The sequence below is a fragment of the Klebsiella sp. K4 genome (genome assembly GCF_014596785.2).
Classification (GTDB): domain Bacteria; phylum Pseudomonadota; class Gammaproteobacteria; order Enterobacterales; family Enterobacteriaceae; genus Klebsiella; species Klebsiella pneumoniae.
Map to the genome: position 1 here is coordinate 201,878 of NZ_CP115022.1, position 12,241 is coordinate 214,118.

Sequence of the window (12,241 nt, forward strand, 5' to 3'; positions counted from 1 at the left end):
CCTACCGCGACATCAGTGAAAAGACATGAGATCTTCCCATGACAGATAAAACCAAACTGGTTGCTATCTCACGAACCGATGACATAAGTGCTCTGGATGCACTCAAGCTGTTGCGGTTTCGCCGGTACAATACGGCCAGAAGTCAGTTAAGGGTCACGAGTGTCTGGTCTGCATGGTGCGCCAGGCACGGTCTGACCCCCTTCCCGGTCACAGCGGTTGATGTCGAGCGCTATATTAATGGGCTGAATGGATCCGTTAAAATGGCGACTATCTCTCATTTTATTGCATGCCTTTCAAGCGTTAACAGCAGCCTGGGTTTTCCAGACTTCCGCAACGTTCTGATAAAAGCACTGGTTCAGGTATGGCGGGCGCGGGAGAATGAGAAAAAAATCGTCACCGGTCAGGCCCTTCCATTTCTTATATCCGATCTCAATATTCTTCGCCGGTCGCTGCATAAAAGCGACGACCTGAGAGACATACGGGACCTTGCAATGATATGGGTTGGGTTTGAAACCCTGCTGCGTAACGTGGAAATTCGAAGGATTAAAACCGGCGACCTGAAATGGCAAACTGACACGTCCTGTTACCTTCTGGATGTCATGCGGACCAAGACAAGCCTTTCAAGTAACCTGACATTTCAGCTCTCACCACAATGCAGTCAGCATGTCAGACGGTTGATTGAGACGGTGGAATACACCGATACCGAAACCTTCGGGCACCGTTTTCTTTTTCAGCCTGTAAACATCCATACGAACCGATATTTCCCGTCCACCAGCAGTAAGCTATCCCGGGGTAAATCCATAGACAGGATGCTGGTCAAAGCAGGATTCAGTGAGGGGTTACTGACGCAGTTACAGAATGAATCAAAGGTATCACGGGAAGATGTTGGAATGCTGTCCTCTAATTCACTGAACCAGGCATTTGCACGCCTCTGGGGGATTGCCGGGAAGGTCAGCGACAGTAACCGACAGTCCGGGCGGTACCGGACATGGACAGGACACAGTGTGCGTGTGGGGGGAGCCATAGAGCTGTTTAAGGCCGGGTACTCCCTGGAAAAGATTACCGAGATGGGGAACTGGTCTGATCCAAAGATGGTCTTCCGTTATATCCGTGGATATCTTGCCAGTGAAAAAGCCATGGTAAGCTTTATGCGTAATCATCTGGACGACATATAGATTTTACTGAGAGAAACGCCAGCACTCAGCAACATGTTTCTGAGCGCTGGTCACTTATGAACTTTTCAGATATTCAGTTCTTTCAAATCTGTCACAACAAAATCCCCTTTTCCTGAAAGACTGTCAAAATCATCGAGTGTAAATTCATGGGTGTGATACCAAATGACCCTGCATGTGGGGCAGGTAACAGGTAACAAATCTTCCGCTAACTTTTCGCTGTTATGGATAACCTCACCCATCTCGTTATGTTCGACAATATAACCACTTATGCAAAGGGTTTCGTACCCATGAGCACCGGTAACAATATGGGTTGCTGTTCTCTCACGAATTTCCCCATTAATTTTAATCTGCTCTCGAGTGGTAATCGTTCTTTTATTATTCATGAAAACTCCGGGTGATATTTAAAAACGGCTGACATTGCTCCCTGCTTCGGAATAATTGTGAAGGCAGCCAGGAAACCTGAAAATATGTTACCCTGTGCCTGAATCAGTTCTGGTGCGTCTCACGAATGAAAATGAGAGGCGATATCATGGATTATCCTTTTTGAGCAGCTTTTTCTTCTTTTCTTTGTTTTTTTAATCTCCGTTTTGCCCGGAAATTTGCAACGGTATAGAGAGTGACAGATGCAATGAAATTCACCAGTGCAGCAAACTCTACTGCCAGATTGATCACGGCAGGTTTGACAGGAAGCCAGAGTGAGACAAGGAGAAGGAGGAACGATGTGATACACCGTAAGGCGTGTACATTAGAGCCTCCACTCTGGTTAATCATACCCGTACCGGAACAGATTTTGTTTGTCAGATAATTTAATCCGAATGCACAAACAGCAGTTACTAACAAGAAAATAGCGTAAGTCATTTTTCCTCCAGAGGCTTTAATCTTAATTTGACCACGTTAACCAGTTTCATTACTCCCGCCTCATCCGGTACGAAAATGTAACGACATCTCGGCCATGTCGCGTGTGTAAATATCTTACCAGCGGTGTTGATATTCAGAGGCATAAGCCTTTCAGTCTTACTCAACGGCATTTTCTCTATCGGGATCAACCCTGACTTAAAACTTTTTATCATTAAGTCGAGAGGGGTTTTACAATCTTTATTGCTCATCGTTTCTGTGTAACGGATCATCCCGGCAATCGTTACCTGTATCGTTCCTATATCAGATTCGAATTTCGGCAGCACCGGCCAGTAAGGAATTTCAAAATCCACACTGGTAAGCGCCTGTTCGTAACCCTGCTCATTTGTTTCTGCAACCGTTTTAAGGCCTGGAAACCGGGCGTGCATAAATTTGATAATCTTTACCACATTGGGCGTGCTGGCCTGACGCTGATATATCTCTGGCAGCCATGTGGACGTGGTGGCCCATGTCGTGGTGCATGCATAAGTTTTTTGCTCCATATGCCATAAAATAGAGGTGTCAGCCAGGAAGTGATGAACAGTCAACAGCTCGGCCAGCAGCCGATCTTCATCTGGATGTGTTATGGCATTTTTGAAACAGACCTGTACACGAAAACGTTCTTTTGCAGACAGAAAAGTGTTTCCCCTACTGACGGCCACTTTGTATAACCTCCTGGCCGGATCAGCTTCACAAATCCCGGTTAAAATCCGGCTCATTTTGACTCCCTGATGACTTCCACCAGCCCTATACGGGGCAGGACAGAACGATATTTTTCATTAAAATCGCCGCGCTTCTGCCTTTCACCTTTTACGTAATTTTTTAACGGATTAAACCGTCCCGGTTCACTGAACAAAATTAATGGTAAAGGCGCGCGAAAGTTGAGTTTGTACGGCCCATGAACATCATCTGGATCTTCAGGACTGGTGTACCGGATATTGACGTTAACAGCCGGAAAGTTACTTTCCCGGATAAGCCGAAATTTTCTCAAATTTTCATCGTCATGACTCACTTCATCATTGAGCAACGACAGCATCATGATTTCTTCGGTTCGTTCCTGTTTCAGCCGTTCAACATCCTGTTTTGTCAGACTGATATCCGGCTGGAGCTCAGTTATCTCCCTGCGTAAGCGGTCGATAACCGTTTCCAGCCGGGTAAATTTATGAATGACAGGGATTTGCCAGGTGAACCCCAGGGAGCGAATTTGCTCAGTAACGATCCGGATATTACGGGACACCTGTAAAGTCACCAGCCACGGGTAAACCTGGTGCAGAATTTCTGACCGGGAGTCCTGGTAATGAGTGATAGCTTTTACAGCATCAGCAAATTTGTCACGAAGCCGGTTGATTTCACCCACCAGCGACATCACCTGATCATGATTGTTTCTGACCACAACGAACCCGGGGTATTTTCGGGTGATTTTGGTTGAATAATGCTCATCCCTGACATGGACTTTATCAACCCGCTGCTGCCGGTAAATATCCACCAGGGTGTCGACGTCGGGTACCGAATGAGTCACATTGATTTCCTGTGGCGGATTCAACTCCTCAACACTACGGGGCTCCGGGAGCGAGGCAAGGTAAGATGAGCCGATATCGCTGTGACGGAGTAAACTGTGCAGCTCACCGAGTTTGCGTAGTTGCTCTTCGTTGTAATGGGCAAAGTCAGTATTCATATCGTCTCCCGTATCGTATTCCTGAACGTGCGACGGTAATCGTTAAACAAACTCTGGTAAAGACTTAAACGTCAGCCATACAGGCTGGCGTCGCCCGTCCCGGCATACTCTGACGAGGCGATAACGGTTTTTCTCCATCGTGACCAGCCAGTACCCATCGGAGACAGGGCGGTCGAGAGTGACCAGTTTTAACCCGTAAAAACCCATCGAGGTAAACAGACGCCCTTCCCGCTCCCGGAAAGAGACCGTAAAGGACGGGAACAGAAGCCAGAATGCAGTGAAGAAAACATACCAGGTATACGGAACTGTCAGTTGTAGAATTTCATAGTTCCTGACGGTAGCTGTGACCAGGCCAAGGCTGAATACAGCAGCAATGCTGGCATATACTTTGAAAGACGCGCTATCGGAGTTTTTCCAGGTAATACCACTAATACAATGCACTTTGCTCATCGCCTTGCCTCAATGTAGTTGTCTGCGCACTTTCATCCGGGGAAGAATTTCTTTCTCCCACAGAGACCTTGCATTCCCATGCCCCCCCAGGAGTTGCATTGCACAAACCCTGTTAAACACGGTTACTTCTTTCCTGATTGCCTGGGTTTGGCTGTCTGTGAGCTCAATGCATTCCGGTACCAGCTGCATAACACCGTTCATCATTTCGGCCTTTATGAGGCCTGGACCGTCTTTAGGGTCGGCCTCACAGGATTCCTTTACATTAAACCCGAATGAACAAAGAAGCTGGCCCTGTGCCTTAGGCCCCATCTGGACCCCCCGGCTATCGACGGTAAAGCGGACGATCGCGTAATCCCCTCCCTGATCGCTGGTTATGTTTCTTACCAGCATGCTGACCGGAGTCATATGAAGCCAGCTGTAGATACCCAAAACAATTTCTTCTTTTAAAATCATATTCAATTTTGGATTGGCCCCTATATTTCCATACACTTTTTATCACTTAACCCATTACTGGTTCGCCGCCGCAGATATTCCCGTGGCGAACGATACCCCAGCGCACTATGCGGATGCCATTCGTTGTAATGTTCGAAGGCCTCCGCAAGGTTCTTTACCGCTGTTAACCCGTCGGGTTTCGGCATGATGCTGATGTAATCGCGCTTCATCGTTTTCACGAAGCTCTCTGCCATCCCGTTGCTTTCCGGGCTACGTACCGCCGTATGTTTAGGCTCCAGTCCTACCATTCTGGCGAACTGACGCGTCTGATAAGAACGGTAGGCTGAACCGTTGTCTGTCAGCCACTCAACGGGGGATGTCGGCAGGCTGTTACCGAAACGACGCTCCACGGCACCCAGCATGACGTCCTGCACGGTTTCACTGTCATATCCACCGTTACTGGCCGCCCAGTAAAGTGCCTCGCGATCGCAACAGTCCAGAGCGAACGTGACCCGCAGTTTTTCACCGTTATCACAGCTGAACCCGAAGCCGTCAGAGCACCACCGCTGGTTACTTTCTCCAACGGCCACTTTCCCTGTATGCGCCCGCTTCGAGGGCGGTATTTCCGGTTTACGCTCAAGCAGCAGCGCATTCTGACGCATGATGAGGTATACACGTTTGGCATTGATCACCGCCATGTCGTCAGTTTCTGATTGTCTGCGTAGCAGTGCCCATACCCGACGATAACCATAGGTGGGCAGATCGCCGATAACAGTATGGATACGGGCCAGCGCTTCAGTATCATCAGGCTTGCGCTTGCGTCGGCGATCCTGCCAGTTCTTCGACCTACTGACTATGGCATGCAGTTGCGCACGTGAGATCCGAAGGCAACGACTGACGAGGCCTATTTGCCATCCTCCGGCAACAAGGGCACGTGCGCTATCCACTTTTTTTGTCGGCCATATTCAACGGCTTCTTTCAGCAGCTCGTTTTCCATGGTTTTCTTGCCCAACAGGCGCTGCAGCTCTTTAATCTGCTTCATCGCAGATGCCAGCTCCGACGCGGGTACAACCTGTTCACCAGCGGCAACAGCAGTGAGACTGCCTTCCTTGTATCTTGAAGACTGATTAAAATTAATACGATTAGATTTGGCAAAACGTATGCAGCCCGATGCCTTCCAAGGTTCAAGCCCGTATATCAGCGACTGGCGCATACGCTGAGCCACTCATCTGAAACCCGAACAGTTGTCCGTATTCCATAACGTATTTGCAAGGAGGGGTAAAAATGAGTCAGCCAAATCCACTTTGTGTGGGCATCGATGTTTCCAAAGCCACACTGGACATCGCTGCCAGCAGTGATGTTGCTCAGTTTACAGTCAGCAATGACTCTGATGGCTTTAACGCGATTATTACCGGACTGAGACGGCACTCCGTTGCTCTGGTTCTGATGGAGGCCACTGGTGGGCTGGAAGTTGCGGTGGCCTGTTCGCTTCAGGCCGAAGGTTTTGAGGTTGCCGTGGTCAATCCCAGGCAGGCCCGTGACTTCGCCCGTGCAATGGGATATCTTGCGAAGACCGACCGAATTGATGCCAGAGTCCTCACGCAGATGGCTGAGGTTATTAATCGTCACCCTGAGCGGAAACGCTTTATCAGGGCACTGCCGGATGCTGAACGTCAGGCCCTTGCTGCGATGGTGGTTCGCAGACGCCAGTTGATTGCGATGTTGGTGGCTGAGCGTAACCGACTGCATCCATTCCATCCGCAGAACAAGAAAAGCATTAATACCATCATTAAAGCGCTGGAAGATGAGCTTGTCAGGCTCGAGAAAGAAATGGACAGTCACATCCGTAACCACTTTAAAGAGATTGCTGAGCGCCTGAGCAGTATCAAAGGTGTAGGCACCATGACCGTTTCCGCGATGTTGGCGGAGATTCCGGAACTGGGAACGCTCTCCCGGCGCGAAATCAGTGCGCTTATAGGTGTTGCTCCTGTCAACCGGGACTCAGGGACTATGCGTGGCCGGCGAACCATTTTTGGCGGCAGGGCTGGCGTAAGATCAGCACTGTACATGGCTGCGCTTGTGGCAACCCGCTTTAATCCGGTGATAAAAACGTTTTATGTGCGCCTGCTTGCAGCCGGAAAGGCCAAAAAAGTGGCGCTGGTAGCCTGTATGCGTAAGCTGCTTACCATCCTGAACGCAATGCTCAGAAAGAACGAAGAATGGGATGAGTCGTACCACCACGTTGCTCCATAATTTTTACCTTCAAGACAGTTGCTGATATTGCTTACGCCACAGGAACAGCTGACTGGCAGCAACACCATGCTGACGGGCGACCAGCGACACGGTCATTCCGGGTTCAAAGCTCTGCTGAACAATGGCGATTTTTTCCTGAACACTTCGCCGCCTGCGCTTCTCTGGACCTAAAACATCAATCATCCGGACTCCAACGACTAGTCTAAAAACTAGTATTAAGACTATCACTATTTTAAGGTGCTTGCGTGGCTTCTGTTTCTATCAGCTGTCCCTCCTGTTCAGCTACTGACGGCGTGGTGCGTAACGGTAAAAGTACTGCCGGACATCAGCGCTATCTCTGCTCTCACTGCCGTAAAACATGGCAGCTACAGTTCACTTACACCGCCTCTCAACCCGGTACACACCAGAAAATCATTGATATGGCCATGAATGGCGTTGGATGCCGGGCAACCGCCCGCATTATGGGCGTTGGCCTCAACACGATTTTCCGCCATTTAAAAAACTCAGGCCGCAGTCGGTAACCTCGCGCATACAGCCGGGCAGTGACGTCATCGTCTGCGCGGAAATGGACGAACAGTGGGGCTACGTCGGGGCTAAATCACGCCAGCGCTGGCTGTTTTACGCGTATGACAGGGTACGCAGGACGGTCGTGGCCCACGTTTTTGGTGAACGCACAATGTCCACGCTGGAGCGTCTTCTGAGCCTGCTATCGGCCTTTGACGTGGTGGTATGGATGACGGACGGATGGCCGCTTTATGAATCCCGCCTGAAGGGAAAGCTGCACGTTATCAGCAAGCGATATACGCAGCGAATTGAGCGGTATAACCTGAATCTGAGGCAGTATCTGGCAAGGCTGGGACGGAAGTCACTGTCGTTCTCAAAATCGGTGGAGCTGCATGACAAAGTCATCGGGCATTATCTAAACATAAAACACTATCCGTAAGTTGAAGTCATTACCGACGTTGAGATATATTCACGGAATGTATATTTTATGTGGAGATATCCTCCCATGTTTCATGGTAAGGCCTACGAATTCGAAAATGTCGATTATTTTTGAAAAAGATGTGTTTCAGCAGCAAGGCCAACATAAAGTGATACTAAAACACAGAATTGCATAAGCTGTTCGGAGATGGAGGGTCAAGATCAAAATTGCATAAGCTGTCAGTGCGGGATACCTACGAACACATAATAACTCATTGCAATTAATTCATTGCTTATTATTTAAATACTCTTTGAATAGCTCTTTTGACATCTTATAACTAATACAATAATCAGTAATGTCGGACAAAATCATTACTAATTCTAAATTTTTAGTTGATACAGCTTGCTTGTCGTTACTTAATTATTTTTAAGGAAAAAGATTGTGAATACATTTAACCGAACTACCACATGCATCGTGATTTCCGCAGCATTATTACTTGGAGGCTGTGCCAATACCGGAAGCTCTCTCCTGTCTGGGACAAAGCCGGATCCTCGCCTTACCACCACAGAACAATCACAGTTCTTTAGCGCTTCTGGTGCACAAGGTTGTGGCGTAGGCGCCGTATCCGGCGCAGCTCTCGGCGCGTTAGTAGGGGCGCTAACAGGTGACTCGAAGAAAGCGCTTGCCGGCGCTGCAATTGGTGGCGCTGCTGGCTGTGCTGCAGGTATGACCGCTAACTACTATCTTGACAGACTGAAAAAAGATTATGCCTCCACCGCCGATCGTCTGCAGGCAATGGATAACGACATCAGCAAAGATACCGCAGCGGTTGAAAAATCGACGCTGGCGATGAAACAAGTTATTAGCGAAAACCAGGCCACCTTAACCAAAATCAGCATCCAAAAAGATAAAGCTGGATTTGATAAAGCCGGTGCGAAAACCCAGCTGGCGCAAATTGATGCCAACATCAGCAAGATGAAAGAGACCATGAAAGGCATGAAGGATAAAGAATCTGCCTATAAGGTCGCTTTACAAGGTCAAACGACCACCACAAGTGCAGAGAAAAGCAAGCTGGCAAATTTGAACAAAGAATATGCCAATCTCAATAGCAAGATTGCTGCTCTGGAACAAGAAACCAACGAGCTGTATGAACAGCGCCAGGCGATCTCCCTTGGTTAACCCTTTCGGCCGATAGCATTATCGGCCGGTTTAAGACTGCTTAAAGCAGCGTTATTCGACGCTAATGATGGATTATTTGATGAGAAAATACGCACTTCTTGCCGCCCTTGTCCTTACGGGTTGTACTACGTCTCCCCAGGACTGTGATTTACACGCACAAGATCCAAGCTTTATTACCAAACTGAGCTGCGCCACGTCGGGTGGTTATCGTCAGCAGGTTGATCAAAAAGAACAGCAGGTTCGCCTGAGCCAATATCAAAATGAATCGGCCAGGCAACAGCAGGATTATACCCAAAACAGACAGCAGACCTTAAATCAAAAGCTGGCAGATGAACAAGCAAGGCTAAATGCCGTGCGTTCGGATCTGTCGCAGACGCTCGCAAAACTGAAATCAAGCAAGATTCAAAGCCGCGAACGCCAGCAGGAAATTGCCAAATTGCAGGAGCTGCAGCGCCAGTCACAAACGGCAACGAGCGCCAGCGAAATTTCAGCGATTGAGAAAAAGGTCGCCGAAGCCAAGCACAAAATAAAAGTTCTCGAAGAAGCAAATACGCTCCGCTAAAAGCGCAGAAAACGTTCCGGCTGTCTGAGATGCAATGATACACATCTCATGCATATCACCCACAACAATAATGATTTGCTTATGCAACGATTAACAACTGCCGCGCCGATTCATGAAGCAACGCTGACAACCTATGAAGAGACGGTCGGTATCATACATCGTCATCTTCCCCCTTCACTGGCGCTGCTGTATGCCACCGCGCGTCGCAATGCCGAAGGACGCCTGGAGTGGTGGACAGCACGTCAGGGGCTGGCTAAACCTTTTTCCGCACTGAATGACGCCGAACGGCTGACTGTTGAGAATAAACGTCAGCAATATCAGGACATTCTGGCGGGGTTAATCAGCCAGCTGGCCGCGCGCGGCGAAGATAAGTCAGTACATGCGTTGCAAACGCTACTCACCCAATCACACCACCTCGACGGCTATAGCGTCGGCGGCGAACCGGTGTTGGTCAATTGGGCCACAGCCAGCACAGCGGCGCCCCTCCATACGGTAGTGGTTATCCCCTGGTGCCGCGGTTTTCTTCCTTGGCTGGCATTATTGCTACTGCTGCTCCTACTCGTCGGTGTCTGGTGGTGGTTTACACATCGCCCGGCCGTGACGCTCCCCGTTGTTACACCAACCCATACCGAATTAACTGACACCAATCCCAGCGTGAAGCTTGAGAAACGTCAGGATTTTGGCCGGATAAAAATCAATCTGCAGTGGAAGCAGGGGGACCACAAAGAGCCTGTCGATCTCGATATTGCCGCCTTTGTGCGCTTAAAAAACGGTGAAATCAGCGGCGCTGAGGCGCTGAGTCATTTGCCCGGCAACTATGACCAGCCACCGTATCTGCTGCTGCAGGAAGATCTGCGTGAAGGCAATGACGTGGATGGCGAATGGCTTTTCGTCAACGGCAGCCACTGGCAGGACATTGATGAGGTGCTGATTTATAGCTTCATTTACGCTGGCACCGATAACTGGCAAGGGACAAACGCCTCCGTCACCCTCTATGTCCCCGAACAGCAGCCGATTACATCCATGCTCACGGATAGCGACCAGCGTAATAATGTCGCCGCCATCGCCAGGCTCAAAAATGTCGATGGCAATATTCAGGTTGAACGCCTTGACCGTTTCTTCCCCGACCGCGAGTCGATGGATAAGCACTATGGCTGGGGTTTCAAATGGACGCCCGGCGCGACCAAAAATTAGCCTGCACCACTGTGGCTTTAGTCAAATTACAGCCTTTAAGGGTTAGATAATGCGAAATTCGATTCAGGGACCACTACTTCGTACCGGAAATAACTCTTCATTCAAGGCGCTGGGTGAAACGGGCTATCCTGTTTTCAAGATGGCCTTCCAGCTACGCGAAGCCATCTATCGTCTTGATGCAGGGCGCGATCTGGCCCGTCATCTGGCTATCCCGCAAAACGATCAGGGCGGTGACAGAACCGACTGGTACAGCAGTTTTCCCGGCGATGTTATCCCGTGGAGCGGCGCAAGCGAAGCGGAGCGAGAATCGGCGCGCCAGCAATTTAATGCGTTTCGAATGGCAGTGCAGTCACTAAGCGAACAGTTGCTCAACGCGGAGCAAAGCGGAACCGGCGGCGATCGTCGGGTCTTTGCCCAGTTGCTAAAATCTGTAACCCATTTCCCCGATTATGAGTTTGTCTATCTCGTTAATGGAACGCTGGTGATCACCTTTTGGGGGTTTGTCCACCCGGAAGGGGAACAACGTCACCCGATGCATTGGCTGAGTTCATCGTCCGTTCCCGCCGCCGCCCTCGCGGCCGTTCCGCCGCAGGCCAGCGCCACGGAAAAAACCGTCGAACCCGCTCCCGCGCCCTTTGTTGATGTTCGAACGCGCCGCTGGCGCTGGCGTTGGTTGCTATGGCTACTTTTGGCGTTACTGCTGCTGGCGCTGCTGTTAGGGCTGCTCCGCGGCTGCGCTCCTTCTCTTTCCCTGCCGGGCCTCCCTGGTCTTTCTGCGGATAAAACCACGGTCACCGCTGAACCTGTGGCTACGCACCCGGCCACCAGCACCCATGACGTGGCGATCAGGGGGTCAGAAACCGCCGTTGGCGCTCGCGCCGTACCCGGCATTGTGGAAGGGTCAACCGCGGACGCGCATCCTGCGCTGGATTCAACGGTGCCCGCGATGCCTGCCGACACATCTGACAGAGCGGTAGACGGCGATGCGACGCCGCCGCCGGCTAACGCAAATGAAGCCAGCGTAGAACCGCCACTGCCGCCCGGCGTACAGGATACCCACGACGAGCAGACGCCTCCGGGCGTGACTCCGGTAACCGCCCCGCCGCTCGTTGCGCCGCAGGGCGAACCGTTAACCCTCCCGGCCACCCTGCCGGACGGCCCGGCGAAGTTTCTTAACGGCGAATGGCGCGTGAATGGCGGTATTCAGGACAAGCACACCGGACGCCCGCTCCAGCTGCAATATAATTTTGACCAGGGCAACGGCACCGTCAGCATCCGCCAGTCCAGCGGCGTAACGTGCCGTGGCCCAGCCAACGGTAACGTGCAGCAGGGGGCGCTCAACATTACCAACCCTGAGCAAATGACCTGCAGCGATGGCTCAAACTTTATTGTGCCGACCATCGAGTGCAAATCACCTTCCGCGGGTCATGCCGATTGTATTGGCAGCAACGATGGGGAAAAAACCTTCCCGATTCGTATGCTTCAACCTAATTCCTGAACAGGGA

Annotated in this window: 13 protein-coding genes and 2 pseudogenes; 7 read left to right on the plus strand and 8 right to left on the minus strand. The window is 50.5% G+C overall.

The window, feature by feature from the left end:
• Window positions 1-38 precede the first annotated feature (38 nt).
• Window positions 39-1,175: a tyrosine-type recombinase/integrase gene (locus IB144_RS27205; RefSeq protein WP_143888629.1), complete on the plus strand. Its 1,137-nt coding sequence runs from the start codon at window positions 39-41 to the stop codon at window positions 1,173-1,175.
• A 65-nt stretch (window positions 1,176-1,240) separates the two neighbouring features.
• Here the strand turns inward: IB144_RS27205 and IB144_RS27210 are convergent, their stop codons facing one another.
• The 7 genes and pseudogenes from IB144_RS27210 to IB144_RS27240 all read right to left on the minus strand — a co-directional run.
• Window positions 1,241-1,558, minus strand: coding sequence for a hypothetical protein (locus IB144_RS27210; RefSeq protein ID WP_004026552.1), 318 nt, complete (start codon window positions 1,556-1,558; stop codon window positions 1,241-1,243).
• 151 nt (window positions 1,559-1,709) lie between these two features.
• Window positions 1,710-2,033, minus strand: coding sequence for a hypothetical protein (locus IB144_RS27215; protein WP_004186935.1), 324 nt, complete (start codon window positions 2,031-2,033; stop codon window positions 1,710-1,712).
• A complete protein-coding gene (locus tag IB144_RS27220) occupies window positions 2,030-2,788 on the minus strand; it encodes a hypothetical protein (protein WP_004181760.1) in 759 nt (252 codons plus the stop codon). The genes IB144_RS27215 and IB144_RS27220 overlap by 4 nt, the downstream gene beginning before the upstream one ends.
• Window positions 2,785-3,744, minus strand: a complete 960-nt coding sequence (locus tag IB144_RS27225) for a DNA replication terminus site-binding protein (protein ID WP_014386528.1) — start codon at window positions 3,742-3,744, stop codon at window positions 2,785-2,787. Before IB144_RS27225 ends, IB144_RS27220 begins: the two co-directional genes overlap by 4 nt.
• 42 nt (window positions 3,745-3,786) lie before the next feature.
• Window positions 3,787-4,194, minus strand: a complete 408-nt coding sequence (locus IB144_RS27230) for a hypothetical protein (RefSeq protein WP_032409750.1) — start codon at window positions 4,192-4,194, stop codon at window positions 3,787-3,789.
• A gap of 9 nt (window positions 4,195-4,203) precedes the next feature.
• Window positions 4,204-4,647 carry a hypothetical protein gene (locus IB144_RS27235; RefSeq protein ID WP_020477096.1) on the minus strand — a complete coding sequence of 148 codons (444 nt, stop codon included), beginning with the start codon at window positions 4,645-4,647 and terminating at the stop codon, window positions 4,204-4,206.
• Window positions 4,648-4,667: 20 nt separating this feature from the next.
• A pseudogene (locus IB144_RS27240) lies at window positions 4,668-5,743 on the minus strand (IS3 family transposase); the annotation flags it as partial.
• 167 nt (window positions 5,744-5,910) lie between these two features.
• Here IB144_RS27240 and IB144_RS27245 point away from each other — a divergent pair.
• A complete protein-coding gene (locus IB144_RS27245; protein ID WP_004213807.1) occupies window positions 5,911-6,879 on the plus strand; it encodes an IS110 family transposase in 969 nt (322 codons plus the stop codon).
• 18 nt (window positions 6,880-6,897) lie between these two features.
• Here the strand turns inward: IB144_RS27245 and IB144_RS27250 are convergent.
• Window positions 6,898-7,062 (minus strand): annotated as a pseudogene (locus tag IB144_RS27250) (transposase); the annotation flags it as partial.
• 62 nt (window positions 7,063-7,124) lie between these two features.
• Here IB144_RS27250 and IB144_RS27255 point away from each other — a divergent pair.
• The 5 genes from IB144_RS27255 (at window position 7,125) to IB144_RS27275 (ending at window position 12,234) form a co-directional block, all read left to right on the plus strand.
• Window positions 7,125-7,822, plus strand: a protein-coding gene (locus IB144_RS27255) for an IS1 family transposase (protein ID WP_223343773.1) whose coding sequence is annotated in 2 segments (ribosomal slippage) — window positions 7,125-7,374 and window positions 7,374-7,822 — 699 coding nt in all. Because the reading frame shifts where the segments join, the coding sequence is not laid out codon by codon here.
• A 420-nt stretch (window positions 7,823-8,242) separates the two neighbouring features.
• Window positions 8,243-8,980, plus strand: coding sequence for a glycine zipper domain-containing protein (locus IB144_RS27260; protein ID WP_025999344.1), 738 nt, complete (start codon window positions 8,243-8,245; stop codon window positions 8,978-8,980).
• A gap of 79 nt (window positions 8,981-9,059) precedes the next feature.
• Window positions 9,060-9,542 carry a hypothetical protein gene (locus IB144_RS27265; protein ID WP_023288353.1) on the plus strand — a complete coding sequence of 161 codons (483 nt, stop codon included), beginning with the start codon at window positions 9,060-9,062 and terminating at the stop codon, window positions 9,540-9,542.
• A gap of 81 nt (window positions 9,543-9,623) precedes the next feature.
• On the plus strand, window positions 9,624-10,736 hold the full coding sequence (locus IB144_RS27270) for a tellurite resistance domain protein (RefSeq protein ID WP_223168874.1): 1,113 nt from the start codon (window positions 9,624-9,626) through the stop codon (window positions 10,734-10,736).
• A 49-nt stretch (window positions 10,737-10,785) separates the two neighbouring features.
• On the plus strand, window positions 10,786-12,234 hold the full coding sequence (locus tag IB144_RS27275; protein ID WP_023288354.1) for an SrfA family protein: 1,449 nt from the start codon (window positions 10,786-10,788) through the stop codon (window positions 12,232-12,234).
• Window positions 12,235-12,241: the final 7 nt, after the last annotated feature.

Bases quoted from the DNA above. Each gene is read 5' to 3' on its own strand.
- IB144_RS27205 (WP_143888629.1), top strand. From the start codon at position 39: ATGACAGATAAAACCAAACTGGTTGCTATCTCACGAACCGATGACATA.
- IB144_RS27210 (WP_004026552.1), bottom strand. From the start codon at position 1,558: ATGAATAATAAAAGAACGATTACCACTCGAGAGCAGATTAAAATTAAT.
- IB144_RS27215 (WP_004186935.1), bottom strand. From the start codon at position 2,033: ATGACTTACGCTATTTTCTTGTTAGTAACTGCTGTTTGTGCATTCGGA.
- IB144_RS27220 (WP_004181760.1), bottom strand. From the start codon at position 2,788: ATGAGCCGGATTTTAACCGGGATTTGTGAAGCTGATCCGGCCAGGAGG.
- IB144_RS27225 (WP_014386528.1), bottom strand. From the start codon at position 3,744: ATGAATACTGACTTTGCCCATTACAACGAAGAGCAACTACGCAAACTC.
- IB144_RS27230 (WP_032409750.1), bottom strand. From the start codon at position 4,194: ATGAGCAAAGTGCATTGTATTAGTGGTATTACCTGGAAAAACTCCGAT.
- IB144_RS27235 (WP_020477096.1), bottom strand. From the start codon at position 4,647: ATGATTTTAAAAGAAGAAATTGTTTTGGGTATCTACAGCTGGCTTCAT.
- IB144_RS27245 (WP_004213807.1), top strand. From the start codon at position 5,911: ATGAGTCAGCCAAATCCACTTTGTGTGGGCATCGATGTTTCCAAAGCC.
- IB144_RS27265 (WP_023288353.1), top strand. From the start codon at position 9,060: ATGAGAAAATACGCACTTCTTGCCGCCCTTGTCCTTACGGGTTGTACT.
- IB144_RS27270 (WP_223168874.1), top strand. From the start codon at position 9,624: ATGCAACGATTAACAACTGCCGCGCCGATTCATGAAGCAACGCTGACA.
- IB144_RS27275 (WP_023288354.1), top strand. From the start codon at position 10,786: ATGCGAAATTCGATTCAGGGACCACTACTTCGTACCGGAAATAACTCT.